This is a genomic window from Streptomyces sp. NPDC088733 (assembly GCF_044751185.1).
Taxonomy (GTDB): domain Bacteria; phylum Actinomycetota; class Actinomycetes; order Streptomycetales; family Streptomycetaceae; genus Actinacidiphila.
On the sequence record NZ_JBIVLH010000004.1, the window covers coordinates 370,336 to 391,319 of the forward strand.

A 20,984-nucleotide genomic window follows, 5' to 3' on the forward strand; every position below is an offset into this window, starting at 1 on the left:
GCGTCGCGGGATGGGGGCGCCTCCCCACGTGGCTGGGCAAGGCCATGTGACGACGGCACGGTCTAAGGTGACCGGCATGACGGCCCAGGGCGAGGCGGCGGACGGCGAGGAGCCACTGACGGGCGGGGTCATGAACGCGGGCGCCGTGTTCCGCCGCGGTGCCGTGGTGGAACGCCCGGCCCCGCGCACCGCGCGGGCCCTGCACGCCCACCTCCGCGCACTCGTGGACCGCGGTTTCGACGCGGCCCCGAAGCCCGTCCGGCTCACCGGCGACGGCCGCGAGCAGCTGACCTGGATCCCCGGTGACGTCGCCCTGCCGCCGTTCCCCGGCTGGGCGACGACCGGGACCGCGCTGCGTTCCGTGGGCGGCCTCCTGCGGCGCCTGCACGACGCGAGCGCGGGCATCCCCGTCGACTCCGGCGCCGAGTGGCCCCGGGACCTTGCCGACCCGGAAGGGGGGACGATGCTGTGCCACAACGACGTGTGCCCGGAGAACGTCGTCTTCCGGGACGGCCGTGCCGCGGCCCTGATCGACTTCGACCTGGCCGCCCCCGGCAGGCCCCTGTGGGATCTCGCCATGGCCGCCCGCTACTGGGTGCCGATGCTCGATCCCGAGTCCGCGGCGGCCCACTACCCCGCCGGACTGGACGCCCCGGGCCGGCTGCGCGTCCTCGCCGACGGCTACGGCCTCACGGCACAGGAGCGCGCCGCACTTCCCGCTCTGGTCGAGGCGGCCACCGCCGTCTGCCGGGCCTTCTCCGTCGGCCGCGCGAACGACGGAGACCCCGGTTTCGTACGGCTGCTGGCGGAGCGCGGTGGCACGCGGCGCTGGGACCGTGTGCAGGACTGGCTCGTGGGCCACCGCGGGACGTTCACGGCCGCCCTGCTCGCCTGACCGGCCGCGGCCGGGAACGCTACCCCGTGGTGCCGAACGTGATCCGGTAGTAGCAGGCCCCCTTGCACGACATGGTCGCCGAGTCGTCGAAGGCGTAGGAGTAGGCGTAGGGGGCGGCCTTCTTGAAGACGCGGGTGTAGTCGACCGGCCACTTCGAGGGCACGCAGTTGGTGCGGCCCGCCCACGTCCCGCGGCAGCAGTAGACGTCGCCGCCGAAGGCCGCGCAGGGCGGCTTGCAGCCGATGACCTGGCCGCCTGCCTTGGCCTGCATGGCGCTCGGGCAGTCCACGGGGCTGGTGCACGTACCGCGGTAGCAGCCGGAGGCGCTGACCGGGTCGGTGCTGGTGGTGTGCGAGATGTTGATGTACATCGGCAGGTTGGAGCCGTCGACCATGCTCACGTCGTAGAAGTCCAGGCCGGCATACGCGTCGAAAGTGAACTCACCGAGCGTGGTGGGCGGGTTGGGGCCGTTGCACACGGTGGTGCAGTCACCGGTGCGGCAGGCGCTCGCGGCGGTCGTGGCGCAGCCCGTGCGGCCCCAGATCCGTCCGCCCCACTTGTTCCCCACGGTCAGCGTGGTGCTCTGCCCGGGGGCGAGCCTGCGGCCGTCGGGGTAGGCCGGGGAGTCGGTGACGACGGCCCAGACCGTCTCCTGCGTCCGGTTGACCACGGTGATCGACCTGCTGCCGGCCGGGACCGCCGCCCGGGACGTGCCTGCCCGGGGCGGGGTCTTGGCGGTGGGGGTGGGCCGGGTGCTGCCCTTGGCGGAGGGGCTGGGCGAGCCGGAGGGCCGGTGGCTCGCCGAGGGGGAGGCCGGGGGCGACGCGGCCGGACCCGTCCCTCCGGCGGTCGCCCCCGGGGAGGGGGCGGCGGCCGCCGCCACGTCCCGTACCGCCGCCCGCGTCGCAGGGGCGTCGCCCGTGCCGAACTGGGTGAGGGCCCCGTAGACGGCGAGAACCGTCACCGCGACCGCTGCGGCCCCGAACACCCACCTCCGCCCCTGCGGGGACTTCGCGCCGTGCCGACCGCGTCGTGCCATCCTTGTGCCCTCCTCGTCCTCACCTGGTGCGTGCGCACGTATCGGGGACCGCGTCCGGGGGCGTCCGACAACACAAATCCGTGCGGGGATCCCGCGGGATTTGTGTTGTCCGGGCCGCGGCCGGCCGTCTCCTGTACGTGCAGGCATTTCCGTCCGCCCCGCGCACGGGCCGGACGGGTCAGGGCAGCGAGACCAAGTGCCGCGCCACGGGGCGCCGGTACGAAGGGAAGAGTGGAGTCACATGCGCAAGACCCACCGGAGCGGACCCGGCGCCGGGGTGGTGACGGCGGCACGCGCGGGCGACCCGCGGGCACTGGACCAGCTGGTGGCCGAGTGCCTGCCGCTCGTCTACAACATCGTCGGCCGGGCGCTGAACGGCCACGCCGACGTGGACGACGTCGTACAGGAGACGCTGTTGCGCATGGTGCGGGGGCTGACGGAACTGCGGGACCCGGGGGCGTTCCGCTCGTGGCTGGTGGCGATCACGATCCGGCAGGTCCGTGATCACGCGCGGCTGCGCGCGACCGCCCGGGACCGCAGCGCGGACCTGGCGGCCGCCGAGCAGATACCCGACCCCGGCCTCGACTTCGCCGGGCTGACGATTCTGCGGCTGGGCCTGACCGAGCAGCGCCGCGAGGTCGCCGAGGCCACCCGGTGGCTGGACGAGGACGACCGGGAGCTGCTGTCCCTGTGGTGGCTGGAGGAGAGCGGCGAGCTGGACCGGCCCGAACTCGCCTCCGCGCTGGGCCTGTCGGACCGGCATGCCGCGGTGCGGGTGCAGCGCATGAAGAAGCAGATGGAGGCCGCCCGCGTGGTGGTGCGGGCCCTGAACGCCGTGCCCCGGTGCGCCGAGCTCCAGGCGCCCGCCGACAACTGGGACGGCGTGCCGAGCCCGCTGTGGCGCAAGCGCTTCGCGCGGCACGTGCGCGGGTGCCCGGTGTGCGGCGGGATGGAGGAGGGCCTGTTCCCCATGGACCGCCTGCTGAGCGGGCTGCCGCTGCTGGCGGTGCCCCCGGCGCTGGACCCGGCGCGGGTGGTCGCGGCGGTCGCGCGCGAGGCGGGGACGCCCGCCGCGGCTCCCGCCGGCCCGGGGTCCTCCGGTGGTCCGGGGAGCCCCGCGGGACACCGGGCGGCAGGCCGCGCACGGCACTCGCACCGGGCCGCGCGGCCTGCGTCGCGCGTGTTCAGCACGCCCGTCGTCTCGGGGGCCGCGGTCGCGGCCGTGGTCACGGTGGCGCTGGTCGCCGCCGGGCTCACGGCGAACTCGTCGGACACCCCGCAGAAGGCCGCGGCGCCCGCCCGCTCCGCCCCCGTCGGCACGCCCACCGCCTCACCGCGGCCCTCCGCGCACTCCGCGAGCCCGTCGCCGTCCGTCAGCGCGTCGAAGTCGCCGGCGAAGAAGAAGGCGACGCCCAAGCCCACGCACAAGGCACCCGCCGCCCCGCCCGCGGTGAACGTCGCCTCGACGTCCAAGAAGGGCGTCGGGGTGTGGACCTTCCCCGGGGTGAGCAAGGCGCTGGCCGCGTCCGGCGCGAGCTGGTTCTACACCTGGTCGACACAGCACTCGGAGGTGACGAGCCCGCCCTCGGCCGGATTCGTCCCGATGATCTGGGGGCGCGACTCCGTCACGCCGCAGAACCTGTCCCAGGCGAAGTCCCAGGGCCCGTACCTGCTGGGCTTCAACGAGCCGGACATGGCCCAGCAGTCCAACATGACGGTGGAGCAGGCCCTTTCGCTGTGGCCGCAGCTCATGGACGCGGGCAAGGTGCTCGGCAGCCCCGCGGTCGCCTATGGCGGCGACACCCCCGGCGGCTGGCTGGACCGCTTCATGTCGGGGGCGAAGGCGAAGGGCTACCGCGTCGACTTCATCACCCTGCACTGGTACGGCGGCGACTTCCGCACTCCCGAGGCGGTCGGGCAGCTGACGTCCTATCTGAACGCGGTGCACCAGCGGTACAACAAGCCCATCTGGCTCACCGAGTACGCCCTGATCGACTTCTCCCACGGCACCCGCTTCCCCACCCCCGACCAGCAGGCCGCCTTCGTGACGGCCTCCACCAAGGCGCTGGAGGGCCTGCCCTGGCTCCAGCGCTACGCGTGGTTCGGGCTCGGGGCCGACGCCGCCAAGCCGAGCAGCGGCCTGTTCACCGATGGCACGACGGCCACGGCCGCGGGCCGTGCTTTCCAGGCGGCGCACTCATAACACCCCGGACGGTCGGCTGATTCACAGCGGTATTTAATTTCCCGGCCGCTTGACCCTGCTCTTCCCCGTCTTCCCCCTATCGGAAGCCGGGACATGTCGGGAATGCCGTTCCGGAAATGCGTGCTTGCGCCACCGGATCGGCCTCGGATAACTTGTCGACGCATCAACAGGCGGAGTTCAGGCCGGAGATGATCTCTCCGGCCGCTCCGGCACGGCCGGAAACCTTCGTCGCGCGAAACCGTCAGTATTCGGGCAGGGAATTCTTGCGAAAAGAAACCCCTGCCCCCTTTCATGTCGAGGAGTTCTCGTGCGCAGCCTGAGGTCGGCGAAAAACATTCCCGCTGGAACGGCGTCCCGCACCCGGCGCCCCGGCCGTCTCCGTCTGGGGGCCGTCGCGACCGCCCTGGGCGCGATGGCGGTCCTTGCCTTCCCCGCCGAGGCCAACGCCTCCGTCCTCCAGCTCCTGCCGCAGAACGCGGACGGCCTGGAGCAGTCCTTCTCCCCGGCCTACGACTACGACGGGGACGGCTGCTACGCCACGGCCGCCATCGGTGCGGACGGCACCCTCAACCCCGGCCTGAAGCTGGGCGGGGACGTCAACGGGCACTGCCACGACTACGCCCAGCTGGCCAACGCCAACACGTACTCGCGCGAGAAGTGCAACAACGACTGGTGCGCCGTCGTGTACGCCAGCTACTTCGAGAAGGACCAGGCCACGCTCGGCCCCGCGGCCATCGGCCACACCCACGACTGGGAGCACGTCGTGGTCTGGATCCACAACAACCAGGTCGAGTACGTCGCGGCGTCGCAGCACTCCGGCTACCAGATCGCCGCCCGCTCCGCGATCCGCTTCGACGGCACCCACCCCAAGATCGTGTACCACAAGGACGGCGCCTCGACGCACTGCTTCCGCTTCGCCAACACCAACGACGAGCCCGCGGAGAACGCCACCGGCGGCTGGTTCTTCCCCCGTCTCGTCGGCTGGGCGGGCTACCCGGCGGGCTACCGCGACAAGCTCATGAACGCGGACTTCGGCGCGGCCACGATCAAGATCAACGACGCCCGTTTCAACTCCACCCTCGCCAACGCGAAGCCGTCCGGCATCCCCTTCGACCCCAACGCCTGATCCGCCGTCGCGTGCGGTGCCCCGCCCGGGGCGCCGCACGCGAGCCCGATCGGCGGCCCCTCTCATTCGCAGAGGTGCTTGGGCTCCGTCGCACCCGGCCGGGCCAGGAACCGCACCCGGTGCCCCTCGTCGTCGGTGAACACGGCCTCGGTCGGCGAGACCACGGTCATCGTGCCCTGGTGCAGGGGATTGTCCCAGCCCGCGGGCGGGTTGCCGGAGCCGTCCGAGAGCGGGCGCTCGGCCTCGAACCACGCCGAACCGATACGGACGTCGTCGATTCCGCAGTGGGTGTAGAGCTCGAACGGCATGGCCCGCGGCACGGCTGCGCCGGTCGCCGCGGCCGTCGGTTCGTGTCCGGCGGTACGGCGCGGCCGGTCGCCGTCACTGGTGCATCCGGTGAGGACCGCGGTGGAGAGTGCCGCGGCAAGGACGAGATACGGGATTCTGGGATTCATGGCGCTTTGACGCCCCGGTCCTGGTCCCGGTTCCGGGCCGGGCGCGGTCAGGCGCGGGGCGGCACCTGCCCGTGCGGCAGCAGGACGGCGCGGCCGTTCGCGGTACCCGTCGCCTGGCGGTGCCATGCGGCGGGCAGGTCGTCGAGCGGAACCCGTTCATGGGCGACGGTGAGCCCGCCCTCGGCCGAGCGGCGGGCGATCTCGACCAGGGAGGCCGCCCGTTGGGCCGGGGTGAGCTCGTTGTTGGTGTACCCGAGGACACGCAGGGAGCGGCTGCGCAGCGTGCCGGAGTCGAGCGGGCAGGTCTCGGCTGCGGAGCTGCCCAGATTGACCAGGCGTCCGCCGCTGCGCAGGGTGCGGGCCGCCGCCGCGGCCGGCGGGCCGAAGAGCGGGTCGATGACCAGGTCCACGGGCCCGTCCGCCGCGGAGGCGATCCGGGCGGCCAACTCGCCCACGTCATCGGTGTCGAGGACGACGACGGCGTCGGCGCCCACGTCTCGGGCCCGCTCCCGCGCCGCTGCGGAGCGGGCGGCGGCCACCACACGTCGGGCGCCGGCGGCCCGGGCGAGCTGCACCGCGGCCTGCCCGACCGTGCCCCCGGCGCCGAGGACGACCACCTGCTCCCCCGGGGCCAGTTCGCCGCGCCACGTCAGCGCCATGTGCGCGGCGACCGCGGACAGGCCCAGGGCGGCGACGGCCACCGGGTCGGCGCCGGGCGGTAGTTCGACCAGCGCCTCCTCGGGGACCGCCGCGAACTGGGCCATGCTGCCGTCCCCGGGTGCCATGCCCGCCGCCGTCGGGAACCAGACCGTGCGCCCGGCGTGCAGGCCCACGCCCTGGACGCCGGGCACGTACGGGGTGCGCGGCCGGCCGAAGTACGAGGTGCCGCTCGCGCACAGCAGGTCCAGCGGTGTCAGCGGCGCGGCCCGCACCTCGACCAGGACCTCGTCCTCCCCCGGCCGGGGCCGCTCCCGGTCGGCCACCCGGGGCGGCCGGCCGGGCTCGGCGATCTCCGCCGCCCGCATCGTCATGTGGTGATGTCCGGGTAGGGCAGCGTCATGTGCGACAGCCGCCGGGCGTACTCCTTCTGGAACTCCAGCGGGCCGTGGTCGCGTTCGAAGAGCCCGATGAACAGCGTGATCGTGAGGAAGGGGTGCGCTCCCAGCTCGAACAGCTTCGGGTAGTCGTGGGTGGACAGGGCCTCGCGCTCGGTGTCGTCGAAGCTCAGCCACGTCGAGGCCTCGCCGTGCAGGCAGTTGAGGATGCGGTTGGCGTACTCGTCCTCCCACGTCCGCACCGTGGCCGCCGGCTCCTCCCGGTAGCGCTCCAGCAGCTCGGGGTCGCGGTCGACGGTGTAGAGGAACTTGTTCAGCAGGTACTTGCTCACGAGCGGCCTCCGCGCGGGTACCAGGTGAAGTAGGCCTCCATGGTGTGGAACAGGTCGAACGTGTCGGTGTAATCGGCCTTCCGGCCCTCACCGGCGACACCCATCATCAGCATGAAGTCCATGAAGCCGTGGGTGGCGTTCCCCGGCAGGTGCAGGCTGTCGAGGGTGACCTCGGCGAGGCAGCCCTCGATGTCCCCTGAGGAGATCCACTCGACGGCCTTGCGGTCGAACTCCGGGTCGGGGCCGTGCGGCCCGAACTGGCGCGGCCCGCCGAGCTCCAGCGACAGATGGCCGGTGCCGACGACCGCGACGCGCTGATCGGCCGGCCAGGACTCGATGAGCTCGCGTATCGCCCGTCCGAGCTGCACGAAGCGCTTGGGCTGCGGCAGCGGCGGGGCGAAGATGTTGGTGTAGATCGGCACGATCGGCAGGTCGTTCTCCGGCCGCAGCGTGATGATCGGGCACGTGATGGAGTGGTCGATGCGCATCTCGTTGGAGAACGCGAGGTCGAAACCGAGGTCGAGGCCGCCGCGCAGCACGTGCGAGGAGAGGTCCTCGTGGCCCTTCAGCAGCATGCGGGGCAGGCCGAACTCGCGTTCCTCGTTGTAGAAGTTCGCGTCGTAGAAGGGCGCCTTGCCCACGAGGAACTGAGGCATGTTGTCCAGCCACAGCTGGTGGAAGTGGTCGGAGCCGACCATGACCAGCACATCGGGCCGGGCGGCGGTCAGTGTCCTGCGGAACGCCTCCACCTTGCGCACCCATTCGTCGGCGAAGGGCGGCCGGTCCTCCCCGGTGGCGTTGCTCGCCCGGTAGTAGAACGGGTGGTGGGTGGACGCGATGACCGCGACCAGCTCAGCCATGCGGACCTCCGTGGGTCTCGTCGGCGGGTGAGTGGGGATCGGGTGCCACGGACCGGTTGTTCAGGTCCACGGACAGGAAGATCTCGTTCGCGACGGGGTGGCGCAGCTCCTCGGCGAGCTGCCCGATGAGCCCGGCGGTACGGGCCAGCAGGGCGAAGCCGCGCAGCAGTTGCAGGGGCAGCCCGAGGTCGGCGAGCGCGGCACCGCACACCCCGGCCCCGTTGAGCGGCAGCGTCCTGCCCAGCACCTCGGGGTGGACCCGGCCGATGGCGGCGAACAGCGACAGGTGGGGGCCGACGAGCCCTTCCTCCTCGGCGATGTTGAAGAGCCGGGGGGTGCGGGGGTCGCCGTTCTTGTGCACGTGGTGGCCGAGGCCGGGGACGAAGCGCCCCTCGGCCCGCCGGGCCCGGACGGTGGTGAGCGCCAGCGCGTCCCAGCCGGCGTCGTCGGTGGGCCGGGGGCCGTCGAGGGAGTCGAGGACGTCGTGCAGGAAGCGGCCGCAGTCCTCGGTGACACCGAGGAACCGGGAGCCGCCGCCGAGCAGTCCCGCGGCGAGCGCGCCCTGCACCGAGTCGGGGGCCGACAGGTACGTCAGCCGGGTGACGATGGCGGTGGGGGTGAAGCCGTGGTCGGCCAGGGCGGCGAGCACCGCCTCGAAGACCCGGGTCTCCCCCGCCGTGGGCCGGCGCTGGGTGGCGAGCCAGAAGGCGAGTTCACCGAAGCCGACCTTGCCCATCACGTCCTCGGCCAGGTCCTGGCCGAGCAGGGTGATGGACTCCGTGGACGAGGCGCCGAGCGCGGTGGGATACGTGGGACGGCCGGGGTGGTCCGGCTGCCCGCCGGGGCCCGTCACCGCTCCTCCCCGGAACCGGCCGCGTCCACGCCCTCGCCCGGTTCGCTCAGCCAGGCGCGCAACTCGTCGCCGTGCTCGTCCAGTTCGGGTGGCGGCAGCCGGTAGCCGGCCGGGGTGCGGGAGAAGCGGATCGGGTGCCGGGTGGTGGGCACCGCGCGGTCGCCCTCGCCGACCTCGACCACCGGGTCCAGCCCGAAGCGCTCGGCCATCGCGAACCCGCCGTCGATGGTGTTGATGGGCCCGCAGGGGATGCCGGCCTGGACCAGCAGCTCGAACCACTCGTCCGCGCCGCGTTTGGCGAGCTGCCCGACCAGCAGGGGCCGCAGTTCCTCACGCCGCTCGGTGCGGTCGGCGTTGCGGGTGAAGCGCGGGTCGTCGGCGACCTCGGGGATGCCGAGGATCTCGCAGAGCCTGCGGAACTGGCCGTCGTTGGCGGCGGCCACGATGAGGTCGTTGTCGGCGGTGGGCAGCGGCTCGTACGGGAAGACGCTGGGGTGCGCGTTGCCCATCCGGTAGGGGACCACGCCTCCGGCGGCGTAGGCGGAGCTGTGGTTGACCAGTCCGGTGAGCGCCGAGGACAGCAGGTTGACCTCGACGTGCTGGCCGTTCCCGGTGGTGTCGCGGTGGCGCAGCGCCGCGAGGATGCCGATGACCGCGTGGTTGCCCGCCATGACGTCGAAGACGGAGATGCCGGCGCGGTAGGGCGGTCCGTCGGGGTCGCCGGTCAGGCTCATCAGCCCGGAGATCGCCTGCACCATCAGGTCGTAGCCGGGTACGTTCCGCCCGGGGCCGGTGCCGAAGCCGCTGATGGAGGCGTAGACGACGCCGGGGTTGGCGGCAGAGACCGAGGCGAAGTCCAGCCCGAAGCGCTCCAGGCCCCCGGGCCGGAAGTTCTCGATCAGCACATCGGCGCGGCGGGCGAGTTCCCGGGCGGCCGCGGCGTCGTCCGCGTTCCGCAGGTCCAGGGCGATCGAGCGCTTGCCGCGGTTGACGCCCAGGTAGTACGTCGAGACGTCGCCGCGCACGGGGGGCATCCACGACCGGGTGTCGTCGCCCTGGGGGCTCTCCACCTTGACGACATCCGCGCCCATGTCCGCCAGGAGCATCGAGGCGTAGGGGCCGGCCAGGATCCGGGAGAAGTCGGCGACCAGCACACCGGCCAGCGGCCCTGCCTGCGGCGGCGGCTCGGGTGGCAGGTGGGTGTTCGGCATAGGGGTGGGCCTCCGTGTCCGCGAGGCGGACGACTGTCCGCTGATGCGATTCTGGCACGTCACCCGCCGACGTCAAGAGCGTCCGGCTCCCGAATACCGCGGCGCCTCCCCTCGCCTCGCCTCGCCTCCGCTCACCCGCTCACCCGCTCACCCGCGCGGCCTGCGTCACGTGCGGAACGGTCTCCAGCCGGGCGAAATCGGCACTGATCTCCCCGGCGGCCTGCAGCAGCAGCGGGAGATGGTGGTCGAGCAGGTGCTCCACGGACGTCTCGGCGGCGTGCGTGTTGACGTTGAACGCGGCGACGACCCGGCCGGTCCCGTCACGCAGCGGCACCGCGACCGACCGGATACCGCGGGCGAGTTGCTCGTCGGTCAGCGCCCAGCCGCGGGCCCGCACCTGGCGCAGTTCCGCGTCGCGCTCCTCGGGTCCGGGCCGCCAGCGCGGCTCCAGCCCGGACCGGCTGGGCTCCGCCAGGACGCCGTCGACCTCCCCGGGCGCCAGCGCCGCCAGCAGCACCTTGCCGAGCGAGGTCTGAAGGGCCGGGAAACGCGTCCCGATCTGCACGGCCAGGGTCACGATCTTCGGCACGGCCACCCGGGCCACATAGACGATGTCCGGGCCGTCCAGCTGCGCGACGGAGCAGGACTCCCCGGTGCGCCCGGACAGTTCCTCCATGTGCGGGCGGGCCACGTCCCAGAGCCCCATCGACCGCACATAGGCCACGCCCAGTTCGAGCACCCGGGGGGTCAGCACGAAACCGCCCCCGCCGGACGCGGCGCGCACATAGCCGAGTTCCTGGAGGGTCAGCAGGATGCGGCGGGCCGTCGGGCGCGCCAGGCCGGTCGCGGCGGCCACCTCGCTCAGGGACATCGCCGGCCGGTGCGGCGCGAAGGCCGTGATCACCTCCAGGCCGCGCGCGAGCGCCTCGATGAAGTCGGGTCCGGTGCCCTCGCGTGGCATGTCGCCTCCAGCTGACGTACGGGATCGGTGGGCGATCCACGGGAACGGCCCAGCCTAGCGTCCGGCAGGCGGACGCGAGTTCGGGCCGGTATCCGGGCCGTCGGCGGACCGGATGCCCACCGTTTCACCAGGTCGCGAGGGATTCCGGCCCTCCTTGCCGCGCAGGCGTCCGGTCGCCCGCCCGATCACCTCCACCAAGGCTCCGGCAGGCGGACATGATGCGCAAGAGCGCCGGAAGAAGCGCGCGGCGACGCCGCGCAACAGGTGCCGACAGATTCCTTGACACCACCGGCACACAAGCTCACAGTGACAGAAATTCCAAGTGACCGCTTGCCGGACGGAAGTCCGTTGATCGGCCACGGGCGGCTGCCTGCCATGCCGCACCCCTGGCGAGGAGTGGAGTTCGACGATGAACGAGCAAGCGGAGTTCCCGCCCGGACGACCCGTCCTGCTGCGCGGCGGCACGGTCCTGCCGATGGACGACCGGCGGCAGGTGCTCCTCGACACCGACGTCCTGGTCCTGCGCGACCGGATCGCCGCGGTGGGGCCGGACCTCGCCGCCCCGGACGGCGCCGTCGTCGTCGACGCCACCGGCGGCATCGTCATGCCCGGCATGATCGACACCCATCGCCACATGTGGCAGACCGCCATGCGCGGTTACGGCGCCGACTGGACGCTGACCCAGTACTTCGTCTGGTACTACCTGGAGTCGGGCCGGCTGTTCCGTCCCGAGGACATCCACGCGGGCAACCTGCTGGCGGCCCTGGAGGCCGTCGACGCGGGCGTCACGACCGTCGTGGACTGGTCGCACGGCCTGCGGACCGTCGACCACGCCGACGCGGCGGTGGACGCGCTGCGCTCCGTGCCGGGCCGCTTCGTGCTCGCCTACGGCAACATCCAGCAGCCCCCCGCCGAATGGACCGCCGCCCCGGAGTTCCGCGACTTCGTGAACCGCCGGATCACCGGCGACGACATGCTCGGCTTCCAGCTCGCCTTCGACGTGACCGGCGACCCGACCTTCCCGGAGAAGCCCGCCTTCGAGGTCGCCCGGGACCTCGGGGTGCCGGTGACCACGCACGCCGGGGTGTGGGGCGCCACCGGCGACGACGGCATCCGCCTCATGCACGACCACGGCTTCATGACCGACCGCACCGTCTACGTCCACGCCGCCTCGCTGTCCGCGGACTCCTACCACCGCATCGCGGCAACCGGCGGGTCGATATCGGTCTCCACCGAGAGCGAGCAGAGCGCCGGCCAGGGCTACCCTCCCACCTGGGCCATCCGCTCCCACGGCATCCCGGTGTCGCTGTCCATGGACACCAGCGTGTGGTGGAGCGGCGACCTGTTCTCCGCGATGCGCACCACCCTCGGCGCCGACCGCGCCCGCGAGCACCACGAGGCGCACGCCAAGAGCGAGACGGTGACGCACTGCAGCCTGCGCGCCGACCAGGTCGTGGACTGGGCCACCCGCGGCGGCGCCCGCACCCTCGGCCGGGACCACGAGCTCGGCAGCATCGAGCCCGGCAAGAAGGCCGACCTCGTCCTGATCAAGAACGACCACTCCCCCGTGTCGTTCCCGCTGCTCAACCCCTACGGCCATGTGGCCTTCCAGGCCCAGCGCGGGGACGTGCACACCGTCCTGGTCGACGGCCGGGTCGTCAAGCACGAGCACCGGCTGGTCGGCGCCGACCTCGCGGCCGCGCGCCGCGAGGTCGAGGGGACGGTGGAGTACCTGCGCTCGCAGCTCGGCGAGGACGGCTGGGCCCGGGGCATGAATCCCGACGTCCCCGAGACCAAGATCCTCGACAATCCCTACCAGTACACGGACTACCGCAGCGGCTCCACGCACAGCCGGGCCGAATGACACCCCGGCCCGAGGGGCCCGCCCCAAGGCCCTGACCGGGCTGCCCGGCCGCCGCCCGGCCGCCACCGGCGCGGCGGCCGGGTCAGGCGGTGTCGACGGTGGGCGAGTAGAGGTCCATCCACAGCGCGAGGTCGAGGACGCGCTCCAGCCCGTGCCGGGCGGCCTGGGTGTGCTGCGGGGCGTCGTCCTTGACCGCGCGTTCCAGCCACGCCTTGCTGACCAGGTCGAAGACCGGGTGCGAGGGCTTGGACAGCAGCTCCTTGCCGTTCTGCCGCAGTGCCACGGCGTACCCCGGGTCCTGCGTGGAGGGGTAGGGGCTCTTGACCCGGTCGTACACGGACCGCGGCAGCAGGTCCGCGGTGGCCTCGCGCAGCAGGCTCTTCTCCCGGCCGTCGAAGGACTTCAGCGCCCACGGGGTGTTGTAGACGTACTCCACCAGCCGGTGGTCGCAGAACGGCACCCGGACCTCCAGGCCGACCGCCATGCTGGCCCGGTCCTTGCGGTCCAGGAGGATGCGCACGAAGCGGGTGAGGTGCAGATAGCTGATGCCCCGCATCCGGAACTCGAAGTCGCTCTCGCCCTCGAGCCGTTGCACCCCGGTCATCGCCTCGCGGTAGCCGTCGTGGACATAGCCCTCCAGATCGAGGGCCTTGGACATCGACTCGGTCAGGACGTTGCCGTCGTCCCCGAAGTGCTGGGCGAAGTGCACCAGCCAGGGGAACGTGTCGGCCCGGCGGGCCTCCTCGTCGAAGAACTGCTGGTAGCCGCCGAAGACCTCGTCCGCCGACTCCCCGGACAGGGCGACGGTCGAGTGCTGCCGGATGGCCTTGAACAGCAGGTAGAGGGAGCTGTCCATGTCGCCGAGCCCCGCGGGGATGTCCCGGGCGCGGATGACCCGGGCGCGCACCTCCGGGTCGGCGAGCTGCTGGGAGTCGAGCACGATGTCCTGGTGCTCCGTGCCGGCCAGTGCGGCGACGTCGTGGACGAACGGCGTGTCGGGAGTGGCCCGCAGCTCGTCCGGGACGAAGTGCTCGGTCTGCCCGACGAAGTCGACGGCGAAGCTGCGCACCTTCTCGCCCACGGCGGCCAGTTGGCGTGCGGCCAGCGCGGTCATCGCCGAGGAGTCCAGTCCGCCGGAGAGCAGGGTGCAGCGCGGTACGTCGGCGACGAGCTGGCGGCGGACGATGTCGTCGAGCAGCTCGCGCACGCGGGCGATCGACGTCTCCTTGTCGTCGGTGTGCCGCCGGGTCTGGAGCGACCAGTACACATGGGTGCGCAGCCCGCCCCGGTCGACCGTCACCACGGTGCCGGGCTCGACCTCGCGCATGCCGTCCCACACCGCGTGGCCGGGCGTCTTGACGAAGGCGAACAGCTCGCGCAGGCCGTCGAGGGTGACATGCCGCACGGCGAGCGGGTTGGCGAGGATCGCCTTGGGCTCCGAGCCGAACAGCACACCGTCGTCGGTCGGGTAGTAGTAGAAGGGCTTGATGCCCATGCGGTCACGGATCATGACCAGCTTCTCTTCGCGGCTGTCCCAGATGGCGAAGGCGTACATGCCGTTCAGCCGTTCGGCGATCCCCTCGCCCCACTCCAGGTAGCCGTGGAGCACCACCTCGGTGTCCGAGGTGGTGGTGAAGCGGTGGCCGCGTGCGGCGAGTTCCTTGCGCAGCTCGGTGAAGTTGTACGCCTCGCCGGAGTACACCATGACCGCCGTCCCGCCGTCGGGGTCGTCGGCGGCCATCGGCTGCCTGCCGCCGGGCAGGTCGATGATGGCGAGCCGGCGGTGTCCGAGCGCGGCGGGCCCCTGTACCCAGGTGCCGCGGGCGTCCGGCCCGCGGCAGGCCATCGTCTCGGTCATCGCGTCCACTGTGGCCTGCTCGTTCCGCAGATCCCGCTCGAACGAGACCCATCCCGCGATTCCGCACATGCGTGTGCCTCCGGCTCTGCCGTGCCTTCGTGTTCCGTCGCTTCGCGGCCCGGGGTCCCGCCTGGCGACTCCGCGCCGGGAGCACCATCACTGGGCGTGATGTGTATTAAGCACCTATATGTCCGAGTTTCCGTCGGCCGGAGCCATTCGTCAAACGCCGCGCGCGACAGCCCTCAGCGGTCGGCCGTCCGGACGGGGAAGCCCACAAAGCGCCCCTGACCTGCGACGACACCGGCGGACGACAGGCAGCGGCACCCCGTGTACACACACACGCACAGCGTCGCCGGCCGATGCGCGGCCGCCCGTCCGGGCGACCGGACAGCGGTGACGGCGAGAGAGGACGGTGACGGCGGCAGGGACGTGCTCACCTTGCGCGACAGCCGGTGCGCCGCGCCGGATCAGGCGCGCGCGGACACCAACGCCCAGACCGACTTCCCGGCCCCGTCGGGCGGCGTCCAGCCCCAGGAGTCACTGAGCGAGTCGATGATGTGCAGCCCCCGCCCCGACTCGGCGAACCAGTCGGGCTCCTTCAGCACGGGAACGCCGGTGCCGGGATCGGCGACCGTGCACAGCACCGAGGTGTCGCGCAGCAGCAGCCCCAGCCACAGCGGCCGGTCGGAGAGCGCGCACGTCGCGTCCTCCAGCCCGTAGCGGACGGCGTTGGTCAGCATCTCCGAGACGACTATCGACGCGTTCTCGACGACTCCCAGCATCCCCCAGTCGCTCAGCGTGGACCGGGTGAACTGCCGTGCGGCGCCCGCCGCATGGAGATCCCCGCTCAGCCCGCAGGCGGCGAAACGCGTCCCGGGACCCTCGGGCAGGTCGAAATCGAGAGGGGTCGCCGGGTGAGTCGTCATCGAGTACTCCGCGGAGCGTCGAGGGGGGCGCGGTGTCTACGGACTCCACTATCCCGGTCGGATCCCTACCCGTGCAAGCACATCTGCAATTACAGTCGTAAGTGCAACTGTAAGTACGTCTGCACGTGCAGATGCACGTGCAGAACGCCAAGGAGGCGTACCCATGCGGGAGTTCGAAAACGGCGTCCCGGCCACCGACATCGACGGCGCGGTCTGGCGGAAGAGCCGCCGCAGCAACCCCAGCGGCAACTGCGTGGAGCTCGCCCCGCTGCCGGACGGCGGCGTCGCGATGCGCAACTCCCGCCACCCCGGGGGTCCCGCCCTCGTCTACACCCGCGCGGAGATCGAGGCGTTCCTCGGCGGGGTCAAGGACGGCGACTTTGACGACATGGCCGGCTGACGGCCCCTCATCCCCTCGATGACCTGCCCTCCGCCCCTTCGAAGCGCGGACCCCCGGGCGCGCCGCCCGCGAACGCGTACGGCGCGCCCGGGGATATGGCTGTATTCGCACGCCCATTGGTGGGAGACTGGTTGTCTGCCCAGTCACTCACGGGAGTCGGCATGACCGCGACGCGGCCGAGCAACGAACCGTCGATAAAGCAGTACCTGGAGCACCCGCGAGGTGGTCCGACGGTCCTGCGCATCGTGCTGGGCACCCAGTTGCGCAGGTTGCGGGAGGCCTCCCACATCACCCGCGAGGCCGCCGGCGACGCGATCCGCGGCTCCCACGCCAAGATCAGCCGCCTGGAGCTGGGCCGTGTGGGCTACAAGGAGCGCGACGTCGCCGATCTGCTCACCCTGTACGGGGTGACCGACGAGTCCGAGCGCGCCGACTTCCTGAATCTCGCACGGCAGGCCAGCACGCCCGGCTGGTGGCACCGGTACGGCGACGTCCTGCCCGGCTGGTTCGAGACCCTGGTCGGCCTGGAGGAAGCCGCCTCCGTCATCCGTACCTACGAGGTGCAGTTCGTCCCCGGCCTGCTGCAGACCGAGGAGTACGCCCGCTCCGTGATCCGCCTGGGGCACCCCCGGGCGTCCGGTGTCCAACTGGAGCGCCGGGTCGCGCTGCGCATGGCACGCCAGCAGCTGCTGACCGCGCCGGGAGCGCCGCGGCTGTGGGCGGTCGTGGACGAGGCGGCCCTGCGCCGGGCGCTGGGCGGCCGGGAGGCGATGCGCGGCCAGCTGGAACGTCTCATCGAGGCGGCCGCCCTGCCGAACGTGACACTGCAGATCGCGCCCTTCAACGTCGGCGGCCTCGCCACGGCGGGCGGCCCGGTCACGATCCTGCGTTTCCTGGAGCCCGACCTCCCGGACATCGTCTACCTGGAGCAGCTGACCAGCTCGCTGTACCTGGACAAGCAGGAGGACGTCGACAACTACCTGGCCGTCATGGACCGGCTGAGCGCCGAGGCCGAGCCGCCGGCGCGGACGCCCGGCATCCTCAACGACATCCTGAAGCAGCTGGTCTGATCGGCGGTCCCGCCCGGTCCCGGGGCGCACCCCGGGACCCGGCACGGCCGACGCGGCGACCCGTCAGGCCTTGCGGCCGACTCCGCCGAACTCGATCCATTCCTGCGTGGCCTGACGGGGCGCCAGCTCGGTGTCGGGCCGCCAGGTGGACACCTCCACCAGACCGGGCTCCAGGATCTCCATCCCGTCGAGGAAGCCGGCCACGTCGTGCTCCTGGCGCACCCGGCCCCAGTTGCCCTGGGTGCTGGCGTCCATGAACTCGGTGACGAAGTCCCGCACCGACTTGTCCTCGCTGACCAGCTGGCACACCACGAGGAAGCTGCCCGGCACCAGACGCTCCGCGACCCGCCGCACCAGCCCCGCCGGGTCGTCCTCATCGGTGATGCAGTGCATGACGGAGACGAACAGGGCGGCGACCGGCTTGCTGAAGTCGATCAGCCGCTCGACCTCCGCGTGCCCGAAGATGCCCTCGGTGTCACGGAAGTCGGCCTGGATGACCGCGGTGTTCTCGTTCTCCTCCAGCAGCGCCCGGCCGTGCGCGAGCACGATCGGGTCGTTGTCGACGTAGACCACGCGCGAGGAGGGGTCGATGCGCTGGGCGACCTGGTGCACGTTGTCCTGCGTCGGCAGGCCTGAGCCGTGGTCGAGGAACTGCCGGATGCCGTAGTCCCGAGCCAGCACGCCCACCACACGCTGGAGGAACCGCCGGTTGTTCACGGCGAGTTCCTTCGTGCTGGGCACGACCTTGAGCAGTTCCTCGGAGGCCTCGCGGTCGACCGCGTAGTTGTCCTTGCCGCCGAGCAGGAAGTCGTACATCCGCGCGACGCTGGGCGTCCCGGTGTCGATCGCGGTCGGCAGCGGCTCACGTTCCTGGCTCATCCGGCCCCTCACAGTCCTCCCCACGACCCGAACGCAGGGGTTGATCGCGGATCTCCATCCTATGGGCAATCCCCGGTGCCGATCTGTGGTTTTTCCATTCCGCTTGAGCAATTGCCCGCGGTGGAACGGGTTCTGAAATGCCTTCAGTCGGGCGCTGTGCGACATTCCGCGCGCCAGGACAGGCCCGCGCGGAGCGGCCGGCCGGCGGCTCCTCCGCGCGCCCGGCGCCGGTCGCCACCGCATGTCGTGCGGCCTATCGTCGTTCCCATGGAACTCGATGCGCTGGACCGGGCCCTGATCCGGGAGCTCCAGCACGACGCCCGGCAGACCAACCGGGACCTGGCCGCCAAGACCGGGGTGTCCCCGTCGACCTCGCTGGAGCGGGTGCGGCTGCTGCGCGAGCGCGGTGTGGTCACCGGCTTCCACGCGGCCCTGGACCTCGAGGCCGTGGGGCGCCCGGTGCAGGCCCTGATCGCGGTGCGCATCCGGCCGCCGGCCCGGCCGGTCATCGAGGGGTTCCGCGAATGGGCGGCGCGGCTGCCGGAGACCATCGGCCTGTTCGTCACCTCGGGCGCGCACGACTTCCTGATCCACATCGCGGTCCCCGACGTCAACGGCGTGTACGCCTTCGTCATCGACCGCCTCACCGAACGCCGCGAAGTGGCGGACGTGCAGACCACGATGGCCTACGAGCACGTACGGTCCAGCTCGATCGAACCGGCCGGCCCGGACCGGAACCGGAAGCGCTGAGGCCGCCGGTCCCGGTCCGGAGCGCCGCCGCACGAAAGGGCAGCGCGGGGGCGGAACGCCGTACGACGTGCGCCAGGGGAGCGCGGGACGCGGGGGCCGCCGAAGGAAGTGCGGCAGCCACGCCGCGCGGCCGGACACCTGCCTAGCATCTGCCGGGTCCACCGAACGACCTGGCAGGAGAGCCGACCATGACCGCCGCACACACCGCATCCCCCGCCGGAGCCGTCGGCTTCTCCCCCGAGGAGATCGACCAGGGCGCACCCACCCGCGCGGCCCGGCTCCGCTGGGTCGTCGTCGTCGACAGCGGCCTTCCGCCGGGGCGGGCCGTCAACGCCGCCGTCTGCGCGGGGGCGGCGACCGCCGTCGCCGTGACCGGGCTCCTCGGCGAGGACGCCACCGACTCCGGCGGCAGCGTCCACCCGGGGCTGCCGTGGGCCGGCTGCACGGTGCTGACCGCCGACACCGCCGCGCTCCGGGCGATCCGCGCGGCGGCGCGGGCCTCCGCGGACACCTTCGTCGCCGACATGCCGGAGGCGGCCCAGCGCACCCGCGTCTACACCGACTACCTGGACGCGATGGGCAGGACCGCGGCCGAGGACGTCGACTACTGCGCGGTGAGCATCATTGGGCCGCGCCGGCGCGTCGACAAGATCGTCGGCAGGCTGCCGCTGATGCCATGACGCCCGCGGGCCGGCGGGCCGCCGAAAAAACCCGTGGAACCGAGACACCGCTCCGCCTAGGGTCGGGAACATGAGCACGCGCGTCTTCCGCATCACCGTCCGTGGCGTCTTCGACGGCCTCAGCCCCGAGCAGCGGGCCGAACTCCTGGCCCGGGCCGGGGACCACGACGTGCTGCACGCGGCCTTCACCCCGGAGGGCCACCTCACGTACGACATCGCGGCCCGCCCCGCGTTCACCTTCCGCTTCCAGGACTCGGGCGAGGCCGAGGAGGACATCCTGGAGGCCACCGAGCGCGCCGAGGAGGCGGCCCGGGCGTGGCTGACCGCAGGCGGCTACGGCTTCAAGAACCTCCGCGCCCAGGCCGAGGACCTCTCCCAGGCCCCGCTCGCCAAGCGGCAGCGCCGCGCGGCGGCCACGCAGAACCCGGCCTGACGACCGGGCCCGGCTACGCCTCGCGCGGCGGGACGTAGAAGGCGGTCGTCGCGGCGACCGCGGCGGCCACGACGTCCTGGGGTGCGCCCGAGGCGGCGTACGCCTCGCCCCATGCCTCGCTGCTGCGGACCATGCCCGCGCGGACCTCGTCGGACTCCGCGAACTCGGCGGCCTTCTCGGGGCTGACGAACTCGCCGGCCAGGTAGCGCGAGAACCCGATGAGCGCGAGGTCCCAGCCGACACCGACGGCGCCGGGCCCGAACTGGTCCCACATGCCGGGCGGGACGACGGCGACGTGCTCGAGTTCGAGGACGGTCCGCTCGTCCTGCTCGGACAGGCGCACCGTCACCTCGCTGAAGCCCGGCGCCTCGCCCATCACCCAGCTGACGCGCAGCAGCCGGGGTGCCTCGCACTGGAGGATCTCCCCGCCCGCGTTGCCCTCCAGCTGGTAGCGGCCGCCGAGCCGCAGGTCACCGGTGACGGGCAGGAACCAGCGCTGGATGCGCTCGGCGGTGGTGCAGGCGTCCCACACGTCCTCGATGTCCGCGTCGTAGGCGCGGCGGAGCAGCACCGTGCGCGCCTCCTCGCCGGACACGTCCCGGGAACCCACCTGCCGGTGGGCTTGGTTGATCTGGTCGACAATGTCGCTCATGGTGTCTCTTCCTGTTCCCTCCCGGAGCGGGGGGTGTGCCCCGTCCCCGGCCGTGGTCCCTGCTGCCGTTCCCCGGCGATGCGCCGTTCCCGGCGTCCGCGCGCCAGTTCCGTGCCCAGCGCGTCGAGCCGCTGCTCCCAGAAGCCGCGGAAGCGCTCCAGCCAGACGTCGACCTCGCGCAGCGGGGCCGCTTCCACGGCGTAGAGCCGCCGGGTCCCCTCCGCCCGGACGACGGCGAAGCCGTGCTCCCGCAGCACCCGCAAGTGCTGGGACACAGCGGGCTGCGAGATCCCGAACTCCTCGCGGATCACGTCGCTGATGGCACCGGAGGGCTGCTCACCGGCGGCGAGCAGTTCCAGGATCCGGCGGCGCACCGGATCACCGAGGATGTCGAACGCGTGCACGCGGAGCACTATGCCAGGATCCACTTATATAAGCAACAACTTATGGAGAAGCATCCGGTGACCCGGGGCGGCCGGCCG

Annotated in this window: 22 protein-coding genes; 9 read left to right on the forward strand and 13 right to left on the reverse strand. The window is 72.3% G+C overall.

Features of this window, described 5'->3' with window-relative positions; genetic code table 11:
* The first annotated feature begins 76 nt into the window (after nucleotides 1-76).
* Entirely contained in the window at nucleotides 77-895 is an 819-nt protein-coding gene (locus tag ACIP64_RS10485; RefSeq protein ID WP_401583689.1) for a phosphotransferase, read from the forward strand.
* Between the two features lie 19 nt (nucleotides 896-914).
* Here the strand turns inward: ACIP64_RS10485 and ACIP64_RS10490 are convergent, their stop codons facing one another.
* The gene (locus ACIP64_RS10490) at nucleotides 915-1,934 is read right to left on the reverse strand and encodes a thaumatin family protein (protein ID WP_401583691.1); all 1,020 of its coding nucleotides are present in this window, start codon (nucleotides 1,932-1,934) and stop codon (nucleotides 915-917) included.
* Between the two features lie 241 nt (nucleotides 1,935-2,175).
* Between ACIP64_RS10490 and ACIP64_RS10495 the strand changes: the two genes are divergently transcribed.
* Nucleotides 2,176-4,137 (forward strand): sigma-70 family RNA polymerase sigma factor, encoded by a 1,962-nt coding sequence (locus ACIP64_RS10495; RefSeq protein WP_401583693.1) that lies wholly within the window; start codon nucleotides 2,176-2,178, stop codon nucleotides 4,135-4,137.
* A gap of 412 nt (nucleotides 4,138-4,549) precedes the next feature.
* On the forward strand, nucleotides 4,550-5,263 hold the full coding sequence (locus ACIP64_RS10500) for an NPP1 family protein (protein WP_401583839.1): 714 nt from the start codon (nucleotides 4,550-4,552) through the stop codon (nucleotides 5,261-5,263).
* A 62-nt stretch (nucleotides 5,264-5,325) separates the two neighbouring features.
* On the opposite strand, the gene ACIP64_RS10505 is transcribed toward ACIP64_RS10500, so the two are convergent.
* The 7 genes from ACIP64_RS10505 to ACIP64_RS10535 all read right to left on the reverse strand — a co-directional run bounded on the left by ACIP64_RS10505 (nucleotide 5,326) and on the right by ACIP64_RS10535 (nucleotide 10,990).
* Nucleotides 5,326-5,718, reverse strand: coding sequence for a hypothetical protein (locus tag ACIP64_RS10505; RefSeq protein ID WP_401583695.1), 393 nt, complete (start codon nucleotides 5,716-5,718; stop codon nucleotides 5,326-5,328).
* Nucleotides 5,719-5,765: 47 nt separating this feature from the next.
* Complete coding sequence (locus ACIP64_RS10510) at nucleotides 5,766-6,749, reverse strand: zinc-binding alcohol dehydrogenase family protein (RefSeq protein WP_401583696.1); 984 nt, start codon at nucleotides 6,747-6,749, stop codon at nucleotides 5,766-5,768.
* The gene (locus ACIP64_RS10515; RefSeq protein ID WP_401583697.1) at nucleotides 6,746-7,105 is read right to left on the reverse strand and encodes a hypothetical protein; all 360 of its coding nucleotides are present in this window, start codon (nucleotides 7,103-7,105) and stop codon (nucleotides 6,746-6,748) included. The genes ACIP64_RS10510 and ACIP64_RS10515 overlap by 4 nt, the downstream gene beginning before the upstream one ends.
* Nucleotides 7,102-7,965, reverse strand: a complete 864-nt coding sequence (locus tag ACIP64_RS10520; protein ID WP_401583698.1) for an extradiol ring-cleavage dioxygenase — start codon at nucleotides 7,963-7,965, stop codon at nucleotides 7,102-7,104. Before ACIP64_RS10520 ends, ACIP64_RS10515 begins: the two co-directional genes overlap by 4 nt.
* Nucleotides 7,958-8,818, reverse strand: coding sequence for a citryl-CoA lyase (locus ACIP64_RS10525; RefSeq protein ID WP_401583699.1), 861 nt, complete (start codon nucleotides 8,816-8,818; stop codon nucleotides 7,958-7,960). The genes ACIP64_RS10520 and ACIP64_RS10525 overlap by 8 nt, the downstream gene beginning before the upstream one ends.
* The gene (locus tag ACIP64_RS10530) at nucleotides 8,815-10,029 is read right to left on the reverse strand and encodes a CaiB/BaiF CoA transferase family protein (protein WP_401583701.1); all 1,215 of its coding nucleotides are present in this window, start codon (nucleotides 10,027-10,029) and stop codon (nucleotides 8,815-8,817) included. Before ACIP64_RS10530 ends, ACIP64_RS10525 begins: the two co-directional genes overlap by 4 nt.
* A 139-nt stretch (nucleotides 10,030-10,168) precedes the next feature.
* A complete protein-coding gene (locus tag ACIP64_RS10535; RefSeq protein ID WP_401583702.1) occupies nucleotides 10,169-10,990 on the reverse strand; it encodes an IclR family transcriptional regulator C-terminal domain-containing protein in 822 nt (273 codons plus the stop codon).
* Nucleotides 10,991-11,399: 409 nt separating this feature from the next.
* Between ACIP64_RS10535 and ACIP64_RS10540 the strand changes: the two genes are divergently transcribed.
* On the forward strand, nucleotides 11,400-12,854 hold the full coding sequence (locus tag ACIP64_RS10540) for an amidohydrolase family protein (RefSeq protein ID WP_401583704.1): 1,455 nt from the start codon (nucleotides 11,400-11,402) through the stop codon (nucleotides 12,852-12,854).
* An 82-nt stretch (nucleotides 12,855-12,936) separates the two neighbouring features.
* On the opposite strand, the gene asnB is transcribed toward ACIP64_RS10540, so the two are convergent.
* Both asnB and ACIP64_RS10550 read right to left on the reverse strand, forming a co-directional pair.
* Nucleotides 12,937-14,781 (reverse strand): asparagine synthase (glutamine-hydrolyzing), encoded by a 1,845-nt coding sequence (gene asnB, locus ACIP64_RS10545; protein ID WP_401583707.1) that lies wholly within the window; start codon nucleotides 14,779-14,781, stop codon nucleotides 12,937-12,939.
* A gap of 398 nt (nucleotides 14,782-15,179) precedes the next feature.
* Nucleotides 15,180-15,638 carry an ATP-binding protein gene (locus ACIP64_RS10550; RefSeq protein ID WP_401583710.1) on the reverse strand — a complete coding sequence of 153 codons (459 nt, stop codon included), beginning with the start codon at nucleotides 15,636-15,638 and terminating at the stop codon, nucleotides 15,180-15,182.
* A gap of 163 nt (nucleotides 15,639-15,801) precedes the next feature.
* On the opposite strand from ACIP64_RS10550, the gene ACIP64_RS10555 reads away from it, so the two are divergent.
* On the forward strand, nucleotides 15,802-16,038 hold the full coding sequence (locus tag ACIP64_RS10555; RefSeq protein ID WP_360908665.1) for a DUF397 domain-containing protein: 237 nt from the start codon (nucleotides 15,802-15,804) through the stop codon (nucleotides 16,036-16,038).
* 161 nt (nucleotides 16,039-16,199) lie between these two features.
* Nucleotides 16,200-17,108 (forward strand): helix-turn-helix domain-containing protein, encoded by a 909-nt coding sequence (locus tag ACIP64_RS10560; protein ID WP_401583713.1) that lies wholly within the window; start codon nucleotides 16,200-16,202, stop codon nucleotides 17,106-17,108.
* 63 nt (nucleotides 17,109-17,171) lie between these two features.
* Here the strand turns inward: ACIP64_RS10560 and ACIP64_RS10565 are convergent, their stop codons facing one another.
* On the reverse strand, nucleotides 17,172-17,987 hold the full coding sequence (locus ACIP64_RS10565) for an SAM-dependent methyltransferase (protein ID WP_401583715.1): 816 nt from the start codon (nucleotides 17,985-17,987) through the stop codon (nucleotides 17,172-17,174).
* A 267-nt stretch (nucleotides 17,988-18,254) separates the two neighbouring features.
* On the opposite strand from ACIP64_RS10565, the gene ACIP64_RS10570 reads away from it, so the two are divergent.
* From ACIP64_RS10570 to ACIP64_RS10580, 3 genes are all read left to right on the forward strand, one after another.
* Nucleotides 18,255-18,737 (forward strand): Lrp/AsnC family transcriptional regulator, encoded by a 483-nt coding sequence (locus ACIP64_RS10570; protein WP_401583718.1) that lies wholly within the window; start codon nucleotides 18,255-18,257, stop codon nucleotides 18,735-18,737.
* Between the two features lie 188 nt (nucleotides 18,738-18,925).
* Nucleotides 18,926-19,417 carry a DUF2000 domain-containing protein gene (locus ACIP64_RS10575; protein ID WP_401583721.1) on the forward strand — a complete coding sequence of 164 codons (492 nt, stop codon included), beginning with the start codon at nucleotides 18,926-18,928 and terminating at the stop codon, nucleotides 19,415-19,417.
* Between the two features lie 70 nt (nucleotides 19,418-19,487).
* Entirely contained in the window at nucleotides 19,488-19,850 is a 363-nt protein-coding gene (locus ACIP64_RS10580) for a DUF6204 family protein (RefSeq protein WP_401583724.1), read from the forward strand.
* Between the two features lie 13 nt (nucleotides 19,851-19,863).
* On the opposite strand, the gene ACIP64_RS10585 is transcribed toward ACIP64_RS10580, so the two are convergent.
* Nucleotides 19,864-20,502: an SRPBCC family protein gene (locus ACIP64_RS10585; protein WP_401583726.1), complete on the reverse strand. Its 639-nt coding sequence runs from the start codon at nucleotides 20,500-20,502 to the stop codon at nucleotides 19,864-19,866.
* The gene (locus ACIP64_RS10590; protein ID WP_401583729.1) at nucleotides 20,499-20,906 is read right to left on the reverse strand and encodes an ArsR/SmtB family transcription factor; all 408 of its coding nucleotides are present in this window, start codon (nucleotides 20,904-20,906) and stop codon (nucleotides 20,499-20,501) included. Before ACIP64_RS10590 ends, ACIP64_RS10585 begins: the two co-directional genes overlap by 4 nt.
* Nucleotides 20,907-20,984: the final 78 nt, after the last annotated feature.